The organism is Rhizobium sp. NPDC092011 (genome assembly GCF_044756305.1).
GTDB lineage: Bacteria > Pseudomonadota > Alphaproteobacteria > Rhizobiales > Rhizobiaceae > Rhizobium.
In genome coordinates this window covers 83,638-108,941 of the sequence record NZ_JBIVSO010000012.1, presented here as the reverse complement: position 1 = coordinate 108,941, position 25,304 = coordinate 83,638, and the positions used below count along the sequence as shown (strand labels likewise).

The following is a 25,304-nucleotide window of genomic DNA, read 5'->3' as shown; positions in this document are numbered from 1 at the left end:
CGGCGCCCGGCAGTTCCATCGTCATCAGGGCTTGTTCGACACAGATCAGATCGAGCGAGGACAACGTGAGAGCGGGACACCGGTTACGATCCACTTTTTGGATCGATAGAACCAAAAAGTGGATCGATAAACGCAAAGTTTTCGTCCCTTCAGCTCGACGCTCCTCCGTGCGGATAATGAAACCTTCTATAGCGTGGCGACATTAGGCATTTCTCTGCGCAGAGACACTTGAACGAGGAGGATATTTCTCTCCAGACGGGTGCCGAGACACGTCCAACACGACTACATCTATGAACGCTCGCAGTTCCGCCGGCATCGTTTCCTCAATCCGCGTGCGAAGATCACTCGCGGTTCGCAGATCGTGGCCGACGCGATCGGCGACTTTGACGTCAGGTCCAAACCAGAAAACCAAATACACGCCTTGGGACTCAGCATCGTGATGGGTGGCGTAGCGTTCGTTTAATTGCTCCGCGGCGGCCGAAAATAGTTTAGGGTGCCACTGCCCCTTTGCTTCAACCACGAGAAGACGGCGCCGTCCCTCGATCATTGCGGATGCTGTGAAATCACATCGATTACTGTCCGCCATGTGATGCTCGATCACGATTGGCATGTTCATGGCCGTCATACGGTGCCTCAGTACGTCCACAACGCGATTGCGCGCAGTGTTTTCGTCGACGTGCAAGTCGTCACGGTAATAAGTTTCGAGCGCGTCAGTCTCCGCAGTACGAAGCCAATCCTGAAGATTTTCCAGCTCTTCCACCATGAGTGCCCGCAAATCTTCCACGCTTGCGACGCCTGCGACGTCGAACAGCGATGAAATCTCCCTGGCAGTCGGTGCAGTAAAGCCTGAAAGCGCCAATTTTTTGAGAGTTTCCGCACGCATCGTCGATAGTGCCTCGTCGAAACCGGCGAACCGCCGATCGGCAATTAGTCGATCAAGCACCGGTAACGCGCGATCAGGAGCGTCGCGACTTATCCTCCAAACCTCGTCTCGCAGGAAGCGGTAGGCGCGCTGTTCATCTGGATCTCCTGTGCCCCAGGTATTGGGAAGGTGAACCTCTGGCCACTCCTCGACGAAAGCGTCGAGGATCTTGTAAATCTTTTCTGCAGAAAGGCCTGGCCAGCCCTTGTTCCCGTCGCTTAGGCGCCCGGCTTTGTCATCGATGGCGAAAATTGATTTAGGGTCGAACCTAAGATCGTCCCATCCGTCGTTATCCTCACTTTCAAAGAAAAACCTCCTGATCCTCCAGAAGCGCCTGTCCAAATGGCGATCGTTAGCTTCGGCAGCCATTTCGCCATCCGACCATGCCTCAGCACGCGCGCGCTCGCCAATCAGTGCCAGAAGGCTATGGCGATCTTTCGTCATTATAGCCAAGTTGAACAGTGTCTCCTGAGCAGAGGCGGGCATGTCTGGGAATCTCCACAACCATTCCCGCGCCAGTTCCGAACGAAACGTCGAGCACAATTGCGTTCTGACGAGCCACCAGACGTGCGTGAATCCTTCCCTCGGCCCCATCAGCCCAGGTTCTATGTAGCCCCGAGCAAAGGCCTCCACGTCGCTGACGGTTTTGAAAAGACGTTTTTCGAGCTCATGCTCGAATCCTTTGAATTCGCTTTCGTCCATCCAGCCAGATCTGTTCGCTTCCACATAAGCGGCAAGCAGAAACGGCGTGTCGATCCGGTCCAAAGCCCCTCCCTCACAGGAGTGGATCCAAGTCGATGCAAAAGCAGCGCGTGCGCCTCGAAGATTTCGCCCAACAGCGAGCTGGGCCAATGATGGCACGGCGAGATGGTGGAGACAGTTTTTTAGACAATTCTCGGCAATCACTTTTTCTCCGTTTGAATCGGAGAGGCTCGCTCGGTCGGAGAGATATCGGTTGGTGAAATAGTTGACCCATCCCCAGTCTCGACCGCTTTCTATAAGTTCACGTTCTTGAAATAGCTTCGCCTGATACTGAAGCTCTTGCTGCCTGTCTTTCCTCTCCCTCCGACGGAGACGTCTGCTTTTCGTCGACCGATCCTCTGCGAACTGCAGTCGGAAGCGCCTCTCTCGCCGCGCCCATTCCGCCGCGAAAGTCGGCTTTTGTGCTGCTTGCTCTCGCAGACGCCGACGGCGCTCATCCGGGCCTTGGTTCTCGCCTGAGGAGCGCGGCCGATGCCATAGGACAGCCCAGACATGCACGTTGTTGATTTCGAACGCGTAGTCAGTCAGCAATCGGTCATCGTCGCTCCTCAGCAACAATCCACTGTGGTGATGACCATCCCAAAGGCTCCATCGAATATCCCATGCTGTGTCAATGCTGTCGGCATTGATGAACGCTAGCCTATGTACATAGTGGCGAAGTCCGTCGTCGTTCACGAGTAACCGAATTGCGGCGTTGGTCTTGGCGTCTCCCTGATGTTCATACCAAAGCGCCCGGATCCACTTCCAAACATTTTGCGGATGGTGTGGACCCACTATGTCCGTGAAATAGCGGTCGAGCAGTCGTCCAGCGACAATGCTCACGCCGCGCCTGCATTGACAATCGTGGTTTGGTCGACCGCAAGAACAAGCGAGGTTCTCTGTTAGTCTATCTAGTTGAAGAGCTATCCGTTGGGGTGCGAACTTCGCCAGGACATTCTTGAGCTCGAATGAAGCCATCCATATGGCGTCGTCACGAATGCGACGTGGCGGCTGCAGGTGGAGAATGAGGACATCGAGAAACTTCGCGAACAGTGTGTCAGAAAACGCATCTGCTCCCGCTTCATGAACCATATCAACAGCCACGCCTAACGCCGCGGCTGTTCCTTCGTCGAGGAGTCTTTGAAAATCTGCTTCAGGCTCTTGTCCGGAAATTTTGATAAGTGCACGCGACGCCCAGACGCGCGTGTGCTGCGCTGCGGAGACGTCATGGAGTATTTTGCTAACTTCACCAACCAGCACTGTCGGACCACCGGCCACCACCAGGAGTTCCAAAAGCAAGTCGGTAAGAGGCGAGTTCACAGACAACCTGCGTAGAAGGCAGACCACATCCTCTGCCACCTCGTTGCAAAAGAACCCGTTGACGCTGAACTTTCGAACGTAATCGCCGCGCCGAAAGCCGGGGTTCATCGACGCCGCTTTTTCCAGCGCTTGGAGCAGGCGTCTTTTCGAAGAAGTAGCAAGTCGCGAAGGATCGCCGTTGCCCAGCACTGCGTAAGGATCCAACTCCACCGCTTTCCACTGGATAGCCTCAGAACCTACCGTTGCTAACCATCCTACCAGCCCCCTCAGTTCGTCGCGCACGAAGCCATTGGGTGCGATCACGGCGAGAATTCTTCGAAGTGGTAGTGGATTTCGAGCGTCCGATACCCGACCAACGATGTACCGCGCCGCGCAATATTCGGCGACGATCCGGTGGGCCGGTTCGTGATGGTCGGAGTGGGCGGTAGGCTTGAATAGTTTCGTATCCAGCGCTGCGAATGACTCAGTTACCTTGGAGTTCAACAGCAGCGGGAGGTAGGGAAACTCCGAGGTTGCTTGCTGCTCTTTCGTGGCTGTGCCCGATGTCCCCGAGAGTAGGAGCTTCGCCATGATTTCGGACGCGGCAGCGACGATGTCTTTCGTGGGCGCGCGCCTTTGACCAGCGATCGGTCCTAGCTCGAGCGCAAGCCTGTCGACAGCATCCTCGAATATTTGAGTTCTGGAACTGAAGCGCCGACCACCCTGAACAAATGCATCTGCGAGAAGCTTGAGAAACTGCGGATTGCCCAGCAAATCTGAAAGCCCGAAACGCTCGACCTCTTTCGAAAAGTCACTAAAGGATTCGCCATGCAGATGTGTGTCAAAAAGCCGCTTCTGCTCCTCGTCAGAAAACGCCTCGATTCTAACGATTATCGGGTCAGTGCCGAAGCAATCCCTGACCAAGCGTGTACGGTCTTCCGCCCATTCCGACGATCTACTGGCGAATACGACGCGACCGTCACATGCCTCCCGTGCCCGAACAATTATTTGGTCTACTGCCGACTGATCGATCCTCGCCGCTTCGTCCACGGCGTCAACAATCAAGGGTGTTGTCTGCGCGGTCCTAGAGCTATGGCGAAACAGGCTTGCCCGGACCGGTTTCACGCCCCAGATTCGACCCAGCTCGCCTAGCAGCTCGGTCTTACCCGCTCCTGGTTCAGCTAGGACGACAAACACCGAGCCGCGATCCAAAACCTCCTGCTCTGACAGGTGTTCGAGATCAATGACTAGGCGGCGGTTAATGTAGAAATCGACCATTGAATATCGATAGCCAATCGGCGGGCGCAGATCCATGCCGACCGAGCTGTCGGCCATGCCAATCAACAGAGCTTTTCAACTAAGAGTTCGAACGCAAGACCCCGTTAAGTCCGGGCCCCTTTTGTTGATTGTCTGTCGTTCCACCAGGTGAATCAGAGTGCGTCCCCACAAAGTGCGCTTCATCGGATTTCCCGAACTGTTATTCGGATCCTCCGAACAATCGACTGACCGTCTGCTTTCTCATCACGGCTCGGATTCGATGCCCACTCAGATATCCGCGGGGAAGGCGCCTGCTAGTGCAAATCTATTGGTCGCGCAATCCGCACTGCGCTGCTTTATTGTTCCGACTCCCCGAATAATCTCCCGTTCCGGCTCAAACTTGCTCGAATTCTAGTGAAGTTCTGTCTAAAAGTAGTGAAGTAAATTTTCATCGGCGTAAATTACGTATATTTTTCAATTGCTTGCGCGGGTTCCCGAAATTGCGAATATAGGAATCATATAACACGCATGTCCGCCCGAGCGGCTGCCTATAGGGCGCGAGCGGATTAAACCTGTTGTGAAGTTGAAATCGGCGCGCCATCCTCGATTAAATCGAAATGGAGGCGCGACGAGTGGCGGAAACACAACATGCGGTGCAGCAGCACAACCCTCGACAGATGTCGATCCATCGCCGGTTCGGTTCATTCAAACAGAGCCGACCCCATCGAGTCTTTGGGAGGTCAGATAGGCCTGATCACGATCAGCAAATACATCGTCAGGCTTCCACTTCCTCTCGAAGCGCGACAGAGGGTTCCAATGGTGGTGGGTCGATAATCGGACGTTTTCGGCGGACGTCCTCAGGCCACAGCATGGCTTCGATATCAAATTCGACATGTTCCAGCGCGGAATACAGAGCCAGTCCGAATGCCTGTGCCATCCTGGGAGCGACAGCATTGCCAATCTGCTTTGCGACCGATTCTTTTCCGCCGACAAACTCGAATTCGGTCGGGAAGTTTTGGAGAACTGCCCTCATGCGGATCGTCAAGCCCGGCACAAAGTCCGGTCCATTTCTGCGGGCGAGCTCATCGGTCGGGGCCGCGTCAGGAACGCCGGACGGATCGAGACCACTGCGCTTCCAGCGGAGTGCCTCCAATTTTCGCGCTTTACCCTTTCTGCCAAGAAGTGTGAACGCCTGCGCACCTTGGACGACGGCGCCGTCGTCGAGTTCAAAGGTGGCGGTTCGGCAATATTCGGCCCAATTTTTCGCTTCGCTCCAACCATTGGCGGACATCAGATCGTAAAGAGTCTCGCCGACATTGGCACGGCGCTCTGGGAACCGGCTAGGCATTTCAAAGTGGCGGCGGTCGCGCGTCCGAAGTCCAATGAACAAAATACGAGGGCGGTTCTGCGCGATCCCGTAGTCTTGCGTGTTTACTTCGACGATCTGGACATCGTATCCCGCTTCGTTCAACTCCTTCAGAAAGCGCGCTATCTGGTCGGAATGTTTTGCGAAAAGAGCACCACGGACATTTTCAAAGAGAAATGCTTTGGGCTGGATCTCACGTACGGCGCGGGCGCCCTCAAGCAGTAGATCTCTCTCGTCCGCATGTCCCTTGCCTTCGCCTTCTTCGGAGTAGGGTTGACATGGTAGACCTCCGCAAACGAGGTCAATCTGGCCGGCATATTGGGTGAAGTCGATCGTCGTTAGATCCTTTTCGACAACGGGCCAGTTAGGACGATTGCGTCTCATTGTAGCCGCTGCGTTTTTATCAAACTCGATAAGGGCTACGTGTTCAAAGCCGGCGGCTTCCAACCCAATCGCCATACCTCCGGCCCCCGCGCACAGTTCCAGGGTCCGAAGGCGCTTTGTCGGCAGCTTCGTCAGCGGTTGCCTGGGCGGCGGCAAAATCCCTGACATGAAGTGGTCGTTTCCGGTAAATCGGGCCAAGGTCCCAAGGGGGCCAGTCGCGAGCGTGGAAAGCATGTGCGACCGGATTTTCTGCGACCGTGGCGATCCTTCGGCCGCCGATGCGAGGTTGCCCAATGCGCGATGGGTTGTCGCGACCTCGCGGGCTGCGGGCTTGAGCGATCGCCATTCGGCGTCGCCGTGGCGGGCGTGCGATGATCCGAAGGCTGCTTCAAACTTCGGCATTAGCTTTTGAGCTTTGTCGGCGATGGAGGCAGCCGAACTGGAAGGTGAGCCGTCTACAGTCGACGGGTTCAAGCCAGCTATTTCGTGCATCAGGTCTGTTGCACCGGTTTCGAATTCAGCAATCACGGTCTTCGCGTGTCGCTTTGCAAAAGCGTGCATCATGCGTTTGCGCATCGAGACCGAAATTTCGCGCGCGGACATTGCGTCGTCCGCGATCCGCTTTCGCAGTACGCGAAAGTCGGACAGGTCGAAACGTGCACCGGAGGCGATCGATGCCAGTGCGCGGCCTCGCACGCTTTCGCGCGCTGAAGCCAAGCTCCTGATCATGTCGTAGGAGACACCGTTGTTCCTGAGCACATCGGTGTATGGCGCAAGCCTTCTCGTCACTTTTCCGTAAAAGGCAATTTCTGATCGCGATAAATTGCATCGGGCGACGAGGAATTCCCGTGCATCAGCAGGGGCGATCTGGCTCTCAAGTTCAGAGATCTTCGTCGCGAGTTCCAATGCCTTGTCGACCATTGCCTTGCGGAGCTTGATGATCTCTGATCTCGTTTTGCTGAGAGCTGCAGCCGTCTCGTGCATCGCGCCATTCCGTTGTGTCAGTTTGATACGCACATATCGCACCACAGCTTTCCAGATCTGCAAGGCAATTGCTAAAACTTGAGTCGAGACGTGCCAGCGATGATCCCCCGTTCAAACAAATTCAACCGATCAAACAAGTGATCGCTAATACGGCGCGGAAGGTGGCGGTGTGTGGAGGCTCAGACGAACGGGGTCGGGTGGTGAGTGTTCGGGCGGAGATGGTCACAAGGCTCAACGAGCTTTTTCGAAAGCCGCACTACCTCATGGTGTGCCGGCAAGATGATAGAGCACAGTATTTCGCGACGCTGATCTCGGCTCAGCTCAACAAGATCGCCCTAAAATCGTTGACATTCGTCCCGGTCGGACCTGTTTCGAATAAGTCGCCAATGGCGTTGAAGGCCGTGAAACTGTCGTTGGCATCAAGAATGCGTCGCGCGTCCAGCGCCGTCAAACGCAGTCGCTTGACGGTCGTGCCATCGGCAAAGGCGCCGGCGTTGGCCTCCGAGCCGTCGATGCCATCGGTGTCGGCGGCGATGAGGTGAAAATCGTACCCGTCGAGCGCAATCGCCGCCGCCAACGCGAACTCGCCATTTCGCCCACCTTTGCCGCCCATTTTTCGAATGGTGACCGTCGTCTCGCCACCGGAGAGGATCACAACAGGTTTGGAAAACGGCCGATTGCGGGCAAGGATCTCCTTGGCGATGGCTGCGTGCACGAGTGCCACCTCGCGAGCTTCCCCCTCTACGGCATCCGACAGGATCGCCGCCTCTATGCCGTTCGCTCTAGCGAGTTGCGCGGCAGCCTCGAGAGAAACGCCGGCCGAGGCGATAACGTGGTGACTGTTGCGTACGACCGCAGGATCGTCGGGCCGCGGCGCGTCGGCTGCCGCCGAGTTTAGGTGGTCGATTGCCGCCAGCGGCAATGTGAGGCCGTATCGGGCAATGATCTCAAGAGCATCGTGTCGGGTTGAGTAATCCGGCACAGTAGGGCCCGATGCAACATGGGCGGGATTGTCGCCCGGAATGTCAGAGACTATGAGGCTCACGACGCGCGCTTTAGTCGCCGTCGCCAGGCGGCCGCCCTTGATAGTTGACAGATGTTTACGCACGACATTCATCGCGGAGATGGGCGCGCCCGAAGACAGCAGTGTCTCGTTCAAAGAAATTTCGTCCTCAAGCGACAGACCTTGAGGCGGAGATGGGAGCAGAGCGGAGCCGCCGCCACAGATGAGAGCGATGACGAGGTCATCGGCGGATAGATCCTTGACCGTCTCGATCAGGCGCTTCGACGCGGCGAGCCCCGCAGAGTCTGGTACTGGATGCGAAGCTTCGATGACTTCCACATGTCTGGTCTCACAGCCATAGCCATATCTGGTGACGACGACGCCTTCCAGTGGGCCGTCCCAAATGCTCTCCAGTGCGCGCGCCATCTGAGCCGCGCCTTTGCCCGCGCCGACGACCACCGTCTTGCCTTTCGGCCTTTCCGGAAGATGCCGCACAACACCGTTCAGTGGGTCGGCAGCCGTTACAGCCGCCTTGAAAAGGGAGGTTAAGAAGCTCCGTGCTTCAAAATCCATATCGTGTATTCCCTAGGTAAGTGCCGCATGGGGTTGAGCTCGCATGCCGGACTTGCATTGCTCGATGTGGCTGGCGGCCAAGGCCGTGCTGGCTCGCCAATGAAAACGTGGTAGTCTGTCGCTCCGGCACGCGGCGATGCGAAGGCAACCACCGCCGCATCGCCCTTCGTCGACTACTTCAGGCCCACAAAGCCCTCAGGAGTTTTAACCTCCACAATCGTGAAGCCGTCCGAGGTCTTCTTCGCTGCCGGCCTTGCATCCAGAGGTTTTCCGGTCTCGATAAAGGAAACGATATCCTTTGCTACCGCCTCGGGTGCTCCCCATTGCACATTATGTCCGACATCGCTCTCCTGCGCGCCTGACGCAGGCAGGGGGATCATTCCATACTGCTTCCAGAAGTTTTGGCCGCCCCTACGCTTGGCCGCTTCTGTGAGAAGCTGCCTCACCTGCTCTTGGTCTGAAGCAGGGAAAATGTTGTCCTGAGAACCCCAAATCACGAACGTCGGAACGGACAGCTTTTTCAAGCGCTCAGTATGATCAGTTGCAAGCAGGGCCATGGTGGCGCCGATCCAGGTACCGAGTCGCACATGGGCTGTCTCGGGAAGATAGGGCCGCAAGAAGCTATCAGGAGCTAGTGGATCGACATCCCAGTTCGCGGCCAACCACTTCTCCACGTCCTTATCGGCGCTCGCTGGAATTTCGTCATAGAAGTCGATAGGGTATCTCTTACCCCTTGCTTCAAGGGCCTTCTTCCAACTTCCCTCTACCGGCTCATTGAGCACGTAGTCGCGCAGCACAGCATTGTCGGTGGCCTTCGCGGCTGTCGCAACGAGAACGGCGCCTCGGACCATCGAAGGACTGTCGAGCGCGATTTCCTGAGTGACGAAGGTGCCGAGCGAGTGACCTACCAAGAAAGTGCTGTTGATTTTTTTCGCTTTCATGAACGCGGTTACGTCGTCTGCGAAATCTTTCACTTCAAAGCACGATTCAGGCTCGGTCGCGCAGAGCCTACGCGGCGGCATCGTGCTGCCGCCGTGACCGCGCAGATCGACAGCAAAGATATGCAGCTTACGGTCAAATCGGAGGAGAAAGGGAATCGTCGTCGACCATGAGCGAACACTATCCGTCAGGCCATGTATCAAAATGACGGGCGTACCGCTTTTCGGCCCGAACTCCATGTACGACATTGTGATGCCGGTAGAGAGCGGCTGCTTGCATCGATTATCTATGTCGTCACAGGAACTCTTCGCCTCAGCGCCTGTCGCGATCGTGAGTGCGGTTAGAACTGCCAGCATTGCTGCAGTCTTTCGAAGCATTCTCATGAACTCGATCCCCTTTTTTATGTTTGAATCCGAGCTACGCACGGTGGCTTGTGCGTGCGACAACATCTTAGCTCCTTCCCGTTTCCTACGGGTCATGTGATTGCGCCAAACTCTGGTGGATTCAATCTCCCGCAACTACCTGTCCCATCTCCATTCGGGTCCGGACGGATCACACTGCCGAGGCCACAACACCTTCGCTTATCGCGTTTCGAACTTTTACGACACTATAAGAACCACATTTTGTGCAATATAACTGTGGCTATATGTGGCTTTATGTGCCATTTGGCAAATTCATGGCTCAACGGAAGTTTGGACTGCGAACCATGCAACATGCGCCAAAACTTGATAGCCCTTTGGTATATGATTCCGTGCGACCTCGTCACCGCGCGTGCATCATTGTCGCCGATGGATTCAACCTGTTTTCCTTCACCGCTGTCCTCGAGGCATTGAGGATCGCAAACCAATGCTCCTCCGAGCCGGCATACGGGTGGTGGGTCATGTCGCTGAACTCGGCCGATGTAGTCAGCGACGCGGGCGTGAAAATCGCCGCGGACTCTACTTTTTTGCATAGGTCCGGCGAAGGACGGGGGAATTTTTTCGAAAGTGTCTATGTCATTTCCTCAAGCGTCAGTCCCCAGACTTCCAAACTGCTCGGGCGTTTTCTCAATAAGGAACGGACTTTAGGCGCGAGAATTGTCGGTATTGAACGGGGCGTGTTCGAACTCGCCCGTGCCGGTCTGGTCACTGAGGCCGCCCTTCATTGGGGCCACGCATCGGAGTTTCTCGCCGAGTTCGGCGCGGCGGTCCCTGCGAGATGGGAGCTGTTCGTGGAAAATCAAGATGTTGCCACCTGCGCAGGTGGTTCTGCCGTTGTGGATATGATGGCCCACTTGGTGGGATCTGCTGGCGGTCAAGCCGTAGCTGCTCATTTCTGCCAAGCTGCAATTGTCGAGCGTGTGAGGCCAAGTGGCGAATTGCAGTCGAGACCATTCGCAAGCAGGCATCCAGCGTCGCACCCAACCGTCGTGGCAGCGATCAAGCTGATGGAGACCCACGTTCTGCCGATGCTTACGCTAAAGGAGATCGCCTTCAACGTCGGGATCTCCCGGCGCCAGTTGGAGAGACTCTTTCAAACACATGCCCAATGCACCCCGGCTCGGTATTATCAAAGCGTGCGTTTGGAGCTTTCGAGATATCTGCTGTCGAGCAAGAACATCCCGATTGGCGAGATCGCCAGCCAATGCGGCTTCATCTCGTCCTCTCATTTTTCGAGAGCTTATTTCGAACACTTTGGTCTGAACCCTCGCGCGACAAGGCTTAGGTCGCTTGGATATGCCGAATTTCCACACCAAGGCGTGACAAACGCTCGAATATCCACACTATAGTGCGGTTATGTGTGGGTTTGCGTTGACATCTGCGGAGTTTGTAGGTAGTAAAACACCAATTCGAACACCCGGTTGTGATGAGGATGCCGGCGTGGTGGTTCAAAGGAGAGGCGCTTCAATGAAGGTATTGGTTCCGGTCAAAAGGGTCGCGGATTTCAACGTGAAGATCCGGGTGAAGTCCGACGGATCGGACGTCGATCTCGCCAATGTAAAAATGGCGATGAATCCCTTCGACGAAATATCGGTTGAGGAGGCTCTGCGCCTGCGTGAGGCTGGAACGGCCTCTGAGGTCGTTGTGGTATCGATCGGAGCGTCAAAGACCGAGGAGACTCTTCGTACGGCTCTGGCCATGGGCGCCGACCGCGCGATCCTAATCGAAACCGATGATGTTACGGAGCCGCTCGCAGTCGCGAAAATCCTCAAGGGCGTGGTCGCTGAGGAGCAGCCGGGGCTGATCATTGTCGGCAAGCAGGCGATCGACGATGACGCAAACCAGACGGGTCAGATGCTTTCGGCATTGCTCGGCTGCGCCCAGGCGACATTCGCTTCAAAAATTGAAATCAATGCCGACTACGCCATGGTCACCCGCGAGGTTGATGGCGGCCTGCAGACAATCAAGGTCAAGCTGCCTGCCGTCGTCACTTCAGATCTCCGGCTGAACGAACCGAGATATGCGTCGCTTCCCAACATCATGAAGGCGAAGAAGAAGCCGTTGGACAAGAAGACGCCGGCCGACTTCGGCGTCGATACCAAAGCGCGTTTGAAGGTGCTCAAGGTCGAGGAGCCTGCTGGACGCAAGGCCGGCGTCAAGGTCAAGTCCGTCGCGGAACTGATCGAAAAGCTCAAGACCGAAGCGCGCGTTCTCTAAACGGATATCGGAGTATCTCTTATGTCAATTCTCTTGCTTGCTGATCATGACAACAACACCATGTCGGACCAATCGGCTCGCGCGCTCGTCGCAGCCACGAAGATCGGCGGACCCGTCCACGTACTTGTAGCGGGAAACGGCGCGCGCGCTGCGGCGGACGAGGCTTCGAAGTTCGCGGGCGTCGACAAGGTCCTTTTCGCTGAAAGCCCAAGCCTGGCAAACGAGCTGGCAGAGCCACTCGCCGACCTCATCGTCGGGCTTGCCGCAAACTACGACGTCGTTATTTCGGCAGCGAATTCTGTCGGCAAGAGCGTCCTGCCTCGCGTCGCCGCCCTCCTCGACGTGCCGCAGATCTCGGAAATCATCGAGGTTGTTTCGTCCGACACGTTCAAGCGCCCGATTTATGCTGGAAATGCCATCCAGACAGTCCAGTCCGTCGATCCGAAAAAGGTCATAACCGTACGCACGGCGTCGTTTCCCCAGCCCGCTCAGGGCAACTCGGCTGCCGTCGAGGCCATCTCGACGGCAGCTCTTTCCTCCGAGCTTTCATCCTTTGTCTCGGAAGCGATTTCTTCCTCGGATCGTCCAGAACTGACCTCGGCGAAGATCATCGTCTCAGGTGGCCGCGCCCTTGGCTCCTCGGATAAGTTCCAGGAGGTGATCCTACCGGTCGCCGACAAGCTCGGGGCCGCTGTCGGCGCCTCGCGTGCCGCTGTCGATGCCGGTTATGCTCCGAACGATTGGCAGGTTGGCCAAACCGGAAAGGTCGTTGCACCGGACCTGTACATCGCGTGTGGCATTTCGGGTGCGATCCAGCATCTCGCAGGCATGAAGGACTCAAAGGTCATCGTCGCTATCAACAAAGACGAAGATGCACCGATTTTCCAGGTTGCCGACTACGGCCTTGTGGCGGATCTTTTCGAGGTACTTCCCGAGTTCCAAAAAGCGATCTAGGGAGCGCTATGGTGTCGGCAGCGGGAGGATGGTCAGTGAGAAGTAACGCCGACCTCTTGGTCGCTGACACGATAGCGCCGAGCCAGGAAACTGCCCAGGCGGGCGGCCTTAGGGGCCGTCCGCCGTGCCTGCAGGAAGCGCTCGACTGCATTTACAACATCATGTTGGCGAGCGAGAGTACGATGATGGCGAAATTCACCGCCGCAAAAGTCGTCCATAATCTCTCCAAGCCAGGTAGATCGAGGGCGGCGTCGGCGGCTATCGCAACTTCCCTGACCGAACCTTTTGCGCAGGCATTATCTGAACTTTCCGAACTTGGTACTCGGTTCAAGGGCCTAGCCGAATCTCTCCGGCATATCTCTTCCAAAGTGGACTGGTATCCGTGCAAAACCGGCCTTTTCGCCAGTGTGAACTTCGAGCACGCGAATGCGCAGGCAATCCTTGTCGGTCCTGGTGGAATGGAGGAAAGAGGCGACGTAAGGATCGGTATCATGCTGATGGCGCCTTACACCCGCTTCCCGGACCACACGCAATCGCGCGCCAGAACGTTTCTTGCCTTGTCAGACGGAGAATTTCGGATCGGAGAAGGGCACTGGACGCGCATGGGTATCGGCTCGATGGCTTTCAACGATGCGGGACGCGGCCTCGCGATCAGATGCACCGCAAAGCCTTTCCTCGCTGTCTGGTGTCAGTTGGAGCGATAGGGCGACTGGAGAGCTCCAGCCAGATGCAGCGAGCCTGTCACCAAGACCCATGAGTTCAATTCTGCCGCAGCCTCGACTGCTTTCTGATACGCGGCCTGAGGGTTTTCTTGGGCAACGAAGCTGATATTCAGTTCAGCGCAAATGCCTTGGAGGTCAGATAGTGGGCGCGAGCTTCTGTTGACAATTGTTCCCACAACCAATGTGGGACAAATGACCGCAAGGGTTGCCAACAGACCGTCTGCATCCTTGTCAGACGCGATTGAGATAACGACGACGGGCCGGGTGCTGCATTCCGGTCGAACCTGCAGGTCTTGCAGAACGGCAGCCAGGTTGAATGGCACGTGGGCACCATCGACGATTACAGGCACCGACGTTAGCCGGTCTCGTGCGCGGAAACGTTCGGTAAAGGCTTCCAGCCGCCCCGGCAGCCTTACTGAGTTTGCTGTGTCTTTGTCGATAAGCCAGCCTCCGACGGAAAGGCGGGGAAGGGCGCTTCCAAGGGCGTCAAGTGTCGTGCATGCCACGGATCTGTTCCTGTCCGCGATTGTTTGCCCAGCGTCTACTTCTGCTAAAAAGAGCCTGCAGCCAAGCGAATGGGCTCGAGCATGTACTATGCTCCCCGCTTCGTCATCGCTGGCCAGCGTCGTGACCACGACTGAGGCCGGCTTTATGATGCCGGCTTTTTCAAATGCGATAGCTGACCTCGTATTGCCCAGAACTTCCGTGTGTTCAAGGTGCACGTTCGTGATGACGGCGACGTCAGCGCGCGCGATGTTGGTAGAGTCCAGCCTTCCACCAAGCCCAGTCTCAACTACGGCGACGTCGATACAAGACTGTGCAAATGTGAGGTATGCAGCAATGGTCATGAGGTCAAACCACGTAGCATGCCGACCTAGCGTTCCGTCTTCGACCGCGGCGGAGTGGGCACGAAGCGCTGCGTTCAACGCGACACCTAGCGTGGTGTTGTCGATGGTCGCCCCGTTCAAGGAAATTCGCTCGTTGACCCGATGGACATGAGGCGAGCCATATCGACCTACGGAAAGACCCGCTCGGAGAAGCCCCGCCTCGATCAGCGCGCAGGTCGACCCCTTTCCTTTTGTGCCGGTCACGTGGACGATCGGGTAGCCGCGATGCGGATTGCCGAGGCGATCCGCCAGATCCTCTATTGCGGAAAGGCCAACGCGCATGTCTCCACGTGGCCGCTGTTCCCAGTTCGTGAGCTCGTCCATCCTTTGCAGGGCCAAAGCCAGCGGTAGTGGAGATGACATCGCAAGTTCACCGTCTTACATGTTCGGATAAACCGGCCCCTCGCCACCCTGCGGCGGCACCCAGTTGATGTTCTGATTGGGATCCTTGATATCGCAGGTCTTGCAGTGGACGCAGTTCTGGGCGTTGATGACGTAGGTCTCCCGTCCATCCTTTTCCACCCACTCGTAGACGCCTGCCGGACAAAACCGCGTCGACGGGCCGGCATAAACTCCTAGCTCTGAGTATTCCTGCAGCCCTATATCCTTGACCTTCAGATGCACCGGCTCGTTCTCCTCGTGGTTGGTGTTCGACAGGAACACCGAGGAGAGACGGTCGAAGGTCAGCACGCCGTCGGGCTTCGGATAATCGATCTCCTTATGCTTGGAAGCCGGCTCCAGCGACTGGGCGTCGGTCTTGTCGTGGCCGAGCGTGCCGAAGAAGGAGAAGCCGAAGAGCTGGTTGGTCCACATGTCGAGACCGCCGAGCGCCACGCCAACAGCCGTGCCGAACTTCGACCACAGCGGCTTGACGTTGCGGACCCGCTTCAGGTCCTTGCCGATGTCGCTCGAACGCCAGTCGTTCTCGATCTCGACCACTTCGTCATTGGCGCGACCTGCGGCAATCGCTGCCGCGATCCGATCCGCCGCCATCATCCCTGACAGCACCGCATTGTGGCTGCCCTTGATGCGGGGGACGTTGACGAAGCCGGCGGAGCAGCCGATCAGCGCGCCGCCTGGGAAGGTCAGTTTCGGCACCGATTGGTAACCGCCTTCGGTGATGGCGCGAGCGCCGTAGGACAGCCGCTTGCCGCCCTCGAAGGTGCGGCGAATAGCGGGGTGAGTCTTGAAGCGCTGGAACTCCTCGAACGGAGAAAGGTAGGGGTTCTTGTAGTTCAGGTGAACCACGAAGCCGACTGCGACGAGATTGTCTTCCAGATGATACAGGAACGAGCCGCCGCCGGTCTTCATGCCGAGCGGCCAGCCGAAGGAGTGCTGGACGAGACCCTGTTTGTGGTTCTCCGGCTTGACCTGCCAGAGCTCCTTGATGCCGATGCCGAACTTTTGCGGCTGGCGCCCCTTGGAAAGACCAAACTTCCCGATTAATTGCTTGGCCAGCGAGCCGCGCACGCCTTCGCCGATCAGCACATACTTGCCTAGCAGTTCCATGCCGCGGGTGAAGTTGGGGCCGGGCTCGCCGTTCTTCTCGACGCCCATGTCGCCGGTGGCGACACCGATGACGGCGCCCTCGACGTTGTAGAGCACTTCGGTGGCGGCGAAGCCTGGATAGATCTCGACGCCCAAGGCTTCCGCGTGGCCCGCCAGCCAGCGACAGACGTTGCCGAGCGAGACGATGTAGTTGCCGTGGTTGTTCATCAGCGGCGGCATGGCAAAATTCGGAAGGCGGATCGAGCCGGCGGGGCCAAGCAGCAGGAAGTGGTCGTCTTTCACCTCGGTCTTGAAAGGGTGATCTGCCTCCTCGCGCCAATCGGGCAGCAGGCGATCGATACCGATGGGGTCGACGACCGCGCCCGAGAGGATATGCGCGCCGACTTCGGCACCCTTTTCCAGGACGACGACGGAGAGATCCGGATTGACCTGCTTCAGCCTGATCGCCGCCGAAAGGCCGGCAGGACCGCCGCCGACGATCACTACGTCGAATTCCATGCTTTCGCGTTCGGGCACATCAGTCATCGTGTTGTTCCATTAACGTGTTTCGTCATATGCTGCGTGCGCACGGACCGTTTGAAGTCTGACAGTCTTTCCGACAGCATGAACGCGAGTTCGACGGACTGGCTTGCATTGAGGCGCGGATCGCATTTGGTTTCATACATAAGCGGCAAATCCTCGTGTGAAAGCGCGTGCGCTCCGCCAAGGCACTCGGTGACGTCGCGGCTCGTCATTTCGATGTGAACGCCGCCAGGATATGTTCCTTCGGCCTCGTGAATATCGAAAAAGGATCCGATCTCGCCCACGACGCGGTCGAACGCGCGTGTCTTGTAGCCGCCGGCCTCGATGGTGTTACCGTGCATCGGATCACAGGACCAAACGACCTCACGGCCTTCGCGCCGTACATGTTTTACGAGCTCGGGCAGTCGATCCTCGATGCGGTCCGTGCCCATTCTGGCGATGAGGACGATACGGCCGGGCTCGTTCAGCGGATTCAGTATGTCGAGGAGACGGATCAGTTCGTCGGCGCTGATCGAGGGGCCGCACTTCAACCCGATCGGATTTTGAACTCCCCGACAAAACTCGACATGTGCATGGTCGAGCTGTCGTGTTCGGTCTCCGATCCAAAGCATATGACCGGAGGTCGCGTACCAGTTGCCCGAAGTGGAGTCTGTCCTTGTCAGCGACTGCTCGTACCCCAGGAGCAGGGCCTCGTGCGAGGTGTAGAATTCTGTACTGCGGAGAGCGGTGGCATTCTCCGCGTCGATACCGCACGCTGCCATGAATCCCAATGCTTCCGATACACGGTGGGCAAGGCTTGCGAAGCGTTCGCTGGCCGGTGTTCCGGCTACAAACTCCAACGTCCATTTGTGGATGTTTTCATAGTTTGCGAAGCCACCGGACGCAAAGGCACGCAAAAGGTTAAGGCTTGCGGCGGACTGCCTGTAAGCTGCTTCCTGTCTTTCTGGATCCGGCGTTCGCTGCTCCAGTGTGAAATCGTATCCGTTGACAATGTCGCCCCTGTAAACGGGCAGTTCAATACCTTGGCGGCGTTCGCTCGTGGAGGAACGAGGCTTTGCGAACTGGCCCGCGATGCGGCCCACCTTTACCACTGGCTTTGAGGCCCCGAAGGTGACGATAGACGCCATCTGCAGGAAGACGCGGAAGAAATCGCGGATCGTGTTGGCGCCATGATCGTCGAAGCTTTCGGCGCAGTCTCCACCCTGGAGAAGAAAGGCCTCACCTTTGCAAACCGTAGCAAGCCGCTGCCTGAGCTGACGAACTTCCCCGGCGAAAACTAGCGGCGGATAACCGGCGATGCGGTTCTCGACGGCAGCAAGGCTTTCGACGTCCGGATAGTCGGGTATCTGCTTTGCAGGTAAGCCGCGCCATGTTGCAGGTGTCCAAGTCGACATGTTCCATTCCCTCCCAAGATGCGCCGCCTTACGAGGCGACGCATCCGTCTGGTCAGCTCTACAGGCGACCCGCCAGAGCATCCTTGTAAAGCTTGCCCAGATTTTCTGCGTTCACGGCTATCGGATTTCCGCCGCAAGACGGGTCGTTTTCTGCCATCTTCGCAAGTTCGGCGATGTGTTCTTCCTTCACGCCCACAGCATCGAGAGTATGAGGGATGCCGATCTGCTCGCGGAGCGAGAGTATCCAATTGAGGACCGCGTCGAACGAGGGATTGGGGAGATTCAAATAACGGGCCAGAGCGACGATGCGATCCTCAACCGCCGAGCGGTTGAACTTCAGCACGTAAGGCATGACGATTGCGATCGTCAGGCCGTGATGAGTGTTGAGAAGCGCGCCGCATGGATGCGACAGCGAATGCATGGCGCCAAGCCCCTTCTGGAAGGCCGTGGCCCCCATGCTGGAGGCGACCATCATTTGCGAACGCGCCTCAATATTCTTGCCGTCTTGCACCGCTGTCGGAAGGTAGTTTTTCACCAGGCGGATGGATTCGAGAGCAATACCCTGAGCCATAGGGTGGTAGAAGGGGCTGCAATATGCTTCCAGGCTATGCGAAAGCGCATCCATTCCCACCGCCGCCGTAATCTTGGGAGGAAGATCGACCGTTAGGCCGGGATCTGCGATGACGACGGCAGGCATCATCTTGGGATGGAAGATAATCTTCTTCGTGTGATCGCTTTCGTCGGTGATTACCGACGCACGACCGACCTCCGAGCCTGTCCCGGACGTTGTTGGAACAGCCACCACTGGCGCCATACCCTCGGGATCGACACGAGTGAACCAATCCTCACGATCTTCAAAGTCGAACAGCGGTCGCGTCTGGCCGACCATAAGTGCGATTGCCTTCGCCGCATCCAGGCCGCTGCCTCCTCCGAAGGCGATCACGCCGTCATGGCCGCCCTTCTTGTAGATCGAGACGCCGTCTTCCACGTTCTTGCCGACTGGGTTTGCCTGAATCTCTGAAAATAGACCGCATGGAAGTCCGTCACGAGCGAGAAGGGCCAACGTGTCGGTGACGACCGGAAGCTTTGCAAGGCCGGCATCGGTGATGAAAAGAGGATTCGACATCCCCAACGAGCGGCATGTCTCGGCGAGTTCGCTGATGCGGCCGGCGCCGAACCGGATCGAGGTTGGGTAATTCCAGTTGCCACGGAGGTTTGTAGGCTCGCTCATTTTTCCATCTTTCGGGTTCGCAAGAAGAACGACTTTGAGAGGCGAAGCAGCGGTGACGAAAATCTGCGCGTTGCAGGCGGTTTAAAGCCGCCGAGCATTCCGTTCCCACCGCTTTCTTGATGTGGATTTACGTTTCGAAAGCCTCGTCTGTCAACACAAAACCACGGAAAGTGATCAATTATCGTTGGATATTGTTGCTTTTAGTCGTTCTTGGTGTAACAAGTTTGCCCGTCATCGGATCGGCAAATAAGAATCTGGGAACTGAAAACATGGCCAAGGACGACCTGCAGGGAGCAGTCGAACGAATTGAATCCCTGAAAATATGGAATGGCAACATCGACGTCAGCCCCCTTGCGGGAGGGCTTACCAATAGGAACTATCGCGTGGTGGACGGCCCCGACACCTACGTTGTCAGGTTCGGCGACGACATTCCGGTGCATGGAGTGATGCGATTCAACGAGGCGGCGGCGGCGACCGCTGCCTATCATGCTGGTGTCTCGCCGGAAGTCGTGCACGCCGTGCCGGGCATGATGGTGAGCCGCTTCGTTACAGGAGCGACTCTCACTCCTTCGGATGTCCGCAACAGCGGGCGGATCGAGCGTATCGTCGGACTGATAAAACAGTACCACACGGGCATCGGCGACCATTACACCGGTCCGGTTCTGGCATTCTGGGTTTTCCAGGTCGTGCGGTCCTACATTGCGCGCCTTAGACGGGAAGGCAGCCGACTGGTGCCACGACTCGAGAAGCTTGCTGCTCACTGCCGAATGCTCGAGTCGTCAGTCGGGCCTGTCGACATTGTGTTTAGCCACAACGACCTGCTTGCGGCGAACTTCATCGACGACGGGAAGCGGCTTTGGGTCCTTGACTGGGACTATGCGGGATTGAACACCCCACTCTTCGATCTCGCCAACTTGTCCTCGAACAACGAATTCGATGCGTCGCAGGACGTGCTCATGCTTGAAACATACTATGGCGAGAAGCCGGACGGGGCGCGGGTGAGGGCGCTTCATGCCATGAAGTGCGCGTCGTTGCTCCGTGAGGCGCTGTGGAGCGCGATCTCGGAGCATCACTCCGAAATATCGTTCGACTACGAAACCTATACCGAGGACTACCTACAGCGCCTTGAAAAAGCGATGGCGAGACTTTCGGCTTAGGTAGAGAAGTCGGATGGCGGCGCTCGCGGGTAATCCCGCGAGCGCTTTTTTGTTAGCGCGCTAGCGCCTTGAGCGCTTCATCGTGCAGCCAGGGACTTGCTGCCGCGACCACGTGTTCTCCGGAATCAACTGTAAGAGGCTTGCCATCCCAATCGGTAATGCGGCCGCCCGCGTTTTCAATTACCGGAACCAAGGCGAGAAAGTCGTATGGCATGAGCGACGCCTCGACCACCAGGTCGCAGAATCCGGACGCCAGCAGAGCGTACTGGTAGCAATCCCCGCCAAAGCGCCGGATAGCAGCCAACCGGCTCATTCGATCGTACCGCTCCCAATCTTCCGCCGAAGGGAAGAAATCAGGCGATGAGGTGTAGACTCTGGCATCCGCCAGAACCTTGCAGTTGCTTACGACTGCTGGATCGCCGTTGAGCGTTGTCCCGCCCTTTTTGCCGACCCACCGTTCGCCCAGCGCTGGCATTTCGATTACACCGACCGATGGCTCTCCATTTTGCAGAAGCGCGATAAGTGCGCCGAATAACGGCATTCCCGTCAGGAAGCTCTTGGTGCCGTCTATCGGATCCAAAACCCACAGCTCCTTGCCGCCTTCCGTTTTGCCAGTTTCTTCGCCAAAAACGCCATGCGTTGGATAGCGCCGCTCGATTGCTTCCCTCATGGCGCGCTCGATCGCCTTGTCCGCGATAGTCACTGGGCTTTCATCCTCCTTGCGTTCGAACTTCACCGTCTTCCTGAAGTGCTGAAGTGCCAGCGAACGGGCGAGATCCGCCAATTCCTCCGCGAATTCCGAATAGTCTTCCATTCCGTTTGAAAGCATTGCCGTCTCCATTGTGCTTATTGTGGGTTTGTACAAAGGTTTGCCTACATAAACCACGTATATGCACAATTGTCGCTCAAAAAATGTGGATACATGTTGACTTTCCAACCGTAACGGGGCACCAATCTCCACAAGATGTTGCACGACTTAGCGCTGCATCCGTACAAGAAAGCCATATGCGCAACGCGCGAGAGACGGGGGAACCCAAATGACGAATTTTCCAACGCAGGCCAGAGCCGTCATCATTGGCGGCGGTATCATCGGCACGTCGACGGCGTATCATCTGGCCAAGCTTGGCTGGACTGACGTGGTGCTCCTGGAGCGCAAGAAGCTGACATCGGGCAGCACGTGGCATGCGGCAGGTCTGGTTGGCCAGCTTCGCTCGAGCGCCAACATCACGCAGTTGCTTGGCGAGTCCGTCAAGCTTTACAAGACCCTGGAAGCCGAGACCGGACTGGCGACCGGCTGGAAAATGAACGGTGGCCTACGCCTTGCATGTAATGAAGAGCGCTGGACGGAAGTAAAACGTCAGGCAACCACCGCGCGGTCGTTCGGCCTGGAAATGCATCTGCTCACCCCGAAGGAAGCGCAGGACCTTTGGCCTCTGATGGACATCTCCGACGTCATCGGCGCAGCGTTCCTGCCGACCGACGGTCAGGCAAGCCCATCTGATATCACCCAGTCGCTCGCCAAGGGCGCGCGCAGCAACGGCGCCCGGATCATCGAAGACACCGACGTGACTGAGATCGTTGTGGAAAAGGGGCGGGTGAAGGCGGTCGTTACGAACCGCGGCCGGATCGAGTGCGAGTATGTAATCAACTGCGCCGGCCAGTGGGCGCGCGAGGTTGGCAAACTCGCAGGCGTTAATGTTCCTCTGGTGTCGGTCGAGCATCAGTACATGGTTACAGAGCGCATTGAAGGGGTCGCATCAAATCTCCCGACGCTACGCGACCCCGATCGCCTTACCTACTACAAGGAGGAGGTCGGCGGGCTTGTCATGGGCGGTTACGAGCCCAATCCGATCCCGTGGGCCGTCAAGGGGCTGCCGCGCAACTTCGAGTTCCAGCTTCTTGAGTCCAACTTTGGCCATTTCGAGCAGCTCATGGAGCTCGCGCTCGGACGCGTTCCGGCGCTCGAGACGGCAGGCGTCAAGCAGCTTATCAACGGGCCCGAAAGCTTCACTCCGGACGGCAACTTCATCCTGGGCGAGGCGCCCGAGGTGGATGGATTCTTCGTTGGCGCAGGCTTTAACGCTTTCGGCATCGCCTCCGGCGGTGGAGCGGGGAAGGTGCTTGCGGATTGGGTCGCCGGCGGCGAGCCTCCTTACGACTTGTGGCCGGTCGATATTCGCCGGTTCGGCCGCAATGCCCAGGATATTGGCTGGGTTCGCGAGAGAACGCTCGAAGCCTACGGCAAGCACTACACGATCGCCTGGCCGAACGAAGAGCACAAAAGCGGGCGTCCAGCTCGCCGCTCTCCTCTCTACGATCGCCTCAAGTCGCAGGGCGCTTGCTTCGGAGAGAAGCTCGGCTGGGAGCGCCCGAACTGGTTCGCGCAAGAGGGTGAAGAGCCAGTCGACCAGCACACGTTCCAGCGTCCGAACTGGTTCGGCGCGGTGGGCCGCGAGCACAGGGCGACCCGCGAATCCGTCGCCGTCTTCGATCAGAGCTCGTTCTCGAAGTTTCTCATGGTCGGCAAGGACGCCGAGGAGGCGCTCTCCTGGATCTGCGCCAACGACGTCGCCAAGCCGGTCGGCAGCTTGATCTACACCCAGATGCTCAACAGCAAGGGTGGCATCGAGTGCGACCTGACTATCGGGCGCATTGCCGAGAACCAATTCTACATCGTCACCGGCACCGGCTTCGCGACCCACGACTTCGACTGGATCCGTCGTCATATTCCAAAGGGCTTGGACGCGAACCTGATCGACGTGACGTCTGGCTACGCCGTTCTCAGCCTAATGGGGCCGAACGCCCGTAAGGTCATCGAGAAGCTGACGGAGGATGACGTTTCGCATGCCGGCTTCCCCTTCGGCAAGGTCCGAACGATCCATGTGGCGGGTGCTCCGCTGATGGCGCTTCGCGTCACCTACGTCGGCGAACTGGGTTGGGAGTTTCACTTCCCGGTCGAATTCGGGGCGACGGTCTACGACGCGATCATGCAAGCCGGCGCCGAATTCAACATCATCAACGGCGGCTATCGCTCAATCGAGAGCATGCGTCTCGAAAAGGGCTATCGCGCTTGGGGGTCGGACATCGGTCCGGACTACACGCCTCTCGAGGCGGGTCTCGGCTGGGCCGTGAAGCTGAAGAAGAACACTCCGTTTCTTGGACGCGAGGCGCTCGAAAAGCAGCGTGACGGCAAGCTCAAGCGTATCCTGGCAACCTTCACCGTCGACGATCCCAAGGTCATCTTGCTTGGCCGCGAGACGGTCTACCGTAATGGTGAGCGTGTCGGCTGGCTGAGCAGCGGCGGCTTTGGGCACACGATCGGAAAGTCGATCGGCATGGGTTATGTCCGCCAGCCGCAGACGGGTCTCGACGAAGAGTTTGTGAAAACGGGTTCCTACGAGCTCGAGGTGGCGGGGGAACGGGTGAAATGCTCGGTCCATCTGGAACCGCTCTTCGATCCGCGCATGGAACGCATCAAGGTGTAATTCCGTCTTCTCACCATTGCCAGCGGGACCTGCCCCCTGCAGGTGGCGCGAGGCGACCACCGGTGTCTGGCCGCGACACCGGTGGTCTTTTCACAGGCCTATTCACCATATGCTGCAAGACGACGACTTTGCTTACTTCCAATCTCTCATGGCTGATTTCGCAGAGTTCGGCTCGACCCCTCGCGGCGGCGTCTGTCGATTGGCGGGATCTGATGCCGACCGTGAGGCCAGGGATTTCCTGGCCGCGAGGTTCAGGGTCGACCTGGGGGTGGAACCGATCATCGACGGGATTGGCAACATGCTGGGCATCGTCAAAACCGCGCCGGGAGCGGAGACCGTCGTTCTCGCCGGGTCGCATCTCGACAGCCAGGTCACGGGCGGTCGCTTCGATGGAACCTATGGTGTCGCGGCGGCGATGACCGCGGTCCGAGCGCTGCTTCGCAACGCTCACGGCATATCCTTCCGGCACAATATCGCGGTCGCGAATTGGACCAACGAAGAGGGTGCAAGATTTCAGCCCAGCTTACTAGGAAGTTCGGTCTTTGCCGGCAAGATAACGATGATCGATGCATTGAGGATCCGCGACGACGCCGGATGTTCCGTAGCAGAGGCGTTGGATCGAATTGGATATCTCGGACGGGGCCGGATGTCGCTCAGACCAGTCCGAGCACTCGAACTTCATATCGAACAGGGCGACGTTCTCGAACGGGCGGGCAGGCTTGTCGCGGTTGTCGACGGTGCTTGGGCCGCAAGGAAGACTACCCTGGAGTTCATCGGCGAAGCCGCCCATACTGGACCGACCCCAAACCGTCGGCGCCGCGACGCTCTCAGGGCGGCCGCGCGATGCATCACCGAGTTTCATGAGCTGTGCGGCGGCGAAAGTGAAATACATTCTTCCGCCGCCTCAATTCGGGTCTTCCCAAACTCACCCAACGTCATTCCATCGTTGGCGGCCGTCACGTTCGAGATCCGAATGAGAGAGGCGCCGGCCTGCAACGATTTGGGCGACCGTTTCATTGCTGCAGCATCCGAGTTGTGTTTGCCGCTTGGTGTAGAATTGAAAGTGGCAGGCGACAATCTCCGCCCACCAGTTGGCCTGTGCCCGGATGGTGTTAAGTTCGCAAAGAGTGCCGCCGCCGATCTGGGGATGCGTCTTCCTGTTATGAAGACCGTAGCCGGTCATGACGCGCTTGCCCTCCAGCACAGCGTGCCCTCGACACTTCTCTTCGTGCAGACGCGCGACGGCTTAAGTCACAACGAGGCCGAAGACGCCAGCCCCGAATCCGTGAGGGCAGGGCTCAAGGTTTTCTATCAGACCCTGAGGGGCTTCGTGGCATGA

General features: G+C 57.7%; 16 protein-coding genes. 7 read left to right on the top strand and 9 right to left on the bottom strand.

The window, feature by feature from the left end:
- Positions 1-202 precede the first annotated feature (202 nt).
- The 4 genes from ACIQJ2_RS30770 to ACIQJ2_RS30755 all read right to left on the bottom strand — a co-directional run bounded on the left by ACIQJ2_RS30770 (position 203) and on the right by ACIQJ2_RS30755 (position 9,917).
- Positions 203-4,240: an NACHT domain-containing NTPase gene (locus ACIQJ2_RS30770; RefSeq protein WP_147413884.1), complete on the bottom strand. Its 4,038-nt coding sequence runs from the start codon at positions 4,238-4,240 to the stop codon at positions 203-205.
- 754 nt (positions 4,241-4,994) lie between these two features.
- The gene (locus ACIQJ2_RS30765; protein WP_047627453.1) at positions 4,995-6,953 is read right to left on the bottom strand and encodes a DNA cytosine methyltransferase; all 1,959 of its coding nucleotides are present in this window, start codon (positions 6,951-6,953) and stop codon (positions 4,995-4,997) included.
- A 316-nt stretch (positions 6,954-7,269) separates the two neighbouring features.
- Positions 7,270-8,529 carry a glycerate kinase gene (locus tag ACIQJ2_RS30760; protein ID WP_047627452.1) on the bottom strand — a complete coding sequence of 420 codons (1,260 nt, stop codon included), beginning with the start codon at positions 8,527-8,529 and terminating at the stop codon, positions 7,270-7,272.
- 173 nt (positions 8,530-8,702) lie between these two features.
- A complete protein-coding gene (locus tag ACIQJ2_RS30755; RefSeq protein ID WP_183079353.1) occupies positions 8,703-9,917 on the bottom strand; it encodes an alpha/beta fold hydrolase in 1,215 nt (404 codons plus the stop codon).
- A 257-nt stretch (positions 9,918-10,174) separates the two neighbouring features.
- On the opposite strand from ACIQJ2_RS30755, the gene ACIQJ2_RS30750 reads away from it, so the two are divergent.
- From ACIQJ2_RS30750 to ACIQJ2_RS30735, 4 genes are all read left to right on the top strand, one after another.
- Positions 10,175-11,236, top strand: a complete 1,062-nt coding sequence (locus ACIQJ2_RS30750; protein ID WP_183079352.1) for a GlxA family transcriptional regulator — start codon at positions 10,175-10,177, stop codon at positions 11,234-11,236.
- Between the two features lie 118 nt (positions 11,237-11,354).
- Positions 11,355-12,104 carry an electron transfer flavoprotein subunit beta/FixA family protein gene (locus ACIQJ2_RS30745; RefSeq protein ID WP_047627447.1) on the top strand — a complete coding sequence of 250 codons (750 nt, stop codon included), beginning with the start codon at positions 11,355-11,357 and terminating at the stop codon, positions 12,102-12,104.
- A 21-nt stretch (positions 12,105-12,125) separates the two neighbouring features.
- Entirely contained in the window at positions 12,126-13,058 is a 933-nt protein-coding gene (locus ACIQJ2_RS30740; RefSeq protein WP_047627446.1) for an electron transfer flavoprotein subunit alpha/FixB family protein, read from the top strand.
- A 35-nt stretch (positions 13,059-13,093) separates the two neighbouring features.
- The gene (locus ACIQJ2_RS30735; protein WP_052227459.1) at positions 13,094-13,762 is read left to right on the top strand and encodes a dimethylsulfonioproprionate lyase family protein; all 669 of its coding nucleotides are present in this window, start codon (positions 13,094-13,096) and stop codon (positions 13,760-13,762) included.
- Here the strand turns inward: ACIQJ2_RS30735 and ACIQJ2_RS30730 are convergent.
- The 4 genes from ACIQJ2_RS30730 to ACIQJ2_RS30715 all read right to left on the bottom strand — a co-directional run bounded on the left by ACIQJ2_RS30730 (position 13,747) and on the right by ACIQJ2_RS30715 (position 19,323).
- Positions 13,747-14,949 carry a folylpolyglutamate synthase/dihydrofolate synthase family protein gene (locus ACIQJ2_RS30730; protein WP_245432217.1) on the bottom strand — a complete coding sequence of 401 codons (1,203 nt, stop codon included), beginning with the start codon at positions 14,947-14,949 and terminating at the stop codon, positions 13,747-13,749. The genes ACIQJ2_RS30735 and ACIQJ2_RS30730 overlap by 16 nt on opposite strands.
- A 96-nt stretch (positions 14,950-15,045) precedes the next feature.
- On the bottom strand, positions 15,046-16,701 hold the full coding sequence (locus ACIQJ2_RS30725) for an electron transfer flavoprotein-ubiquinone oxidoreductase (RefSeq protein ID WP_047627442.1): 1,656 nt from the start codon (positions 16,699-16,701) through the stop codon (positions 15,046-15,048).
- A complete protein-coding gene (locus tag ACIQJ2_RS30720; protein ID WP_052227458.1) occupies positions 16,698-18,092 on the bottom strand; it encodes a class II 3-deoxy-7-phosphoheptulonate synthase in 1,395 nt (464 codons plus the stop codon). Before ACIQJ2_RS30720 ends, ACIQJ2_RS30725 begins: the two co-directional genes overlap by 4 nt.
- 58 nt (positions 18,093-18,150) lie before the next feature.
- Positions 18,151-19,323 (bottom strand): iron-containing alcohol dehydrogenase, encoded by a 1,173-nt coding sequence (locus ACIQJ2_RS30715; protein WP_047627440.1) that lies wholly within the window; start codon positions 19,321-19,323, stop codon positions 18,151-18,153.
- 269 nt (positions 19,324-19,592) lie between these two features.
- On the opposite strand from ACIQJ2_RS30715, the gene ACIQJ2_RS30710 reads away from it, so the two are divergent.
- Positions 19,593-20,480, top strand: coding sequence for a choline kinase family protein (locus tag ACIQJ2_RS30710; RefSeq protein WP_047627438.1), 888 nt, complete (start codon positions 19,593-19,595; stop codon positions 20,478-20,480).
- A gap of 52 nt (positions 20,481-20,532) precedes the next feature.
- On the opposite strand, the gene hisN is transcribed toward ACIQJ2_RS30710, so the two are convergent.
- Complete coding sequence (gene hisN, locus ACIQJ2_RS30705; protein ID WP_047627436.1) at positions 20,533-21,309, bottom strand: histidinol-phosphatase; 777 nt, start codon at positions 21,307-21,309, stop codon at positions 20,533-20,535.
- Positions 21,310-21,517: 208 nt separating this feature from the next.
- Here hisN and ACIQJ2_RS30700 point away from each other — a divergent pair, with 208 nt between their 5' ends.
- Positions 21,518-23,965: an FAD-dependent oxidoreductase gene (locus ACIQJ2_RS30700; RefSeq protein WP_047627433.1), complete on the top strand. Its 2,448-nt coding sequence runs from the start codon at positions 21,518-21,520 to the stop codon at positions 23,963-23,965.
- A gap of 109 nt (positions 23,966-24,074) precedes the next feature.
- Positions 24,075-25,304, top strand: a complete 1,230-nt coding sequence (locus ACIQJ2_RS30695) for a hydantoinase/carbamoylase family amidase (RefSeq protein WP_047627432.1) — start codon at positions 24,075-24,077, stop codon at positions 25,302-25,304.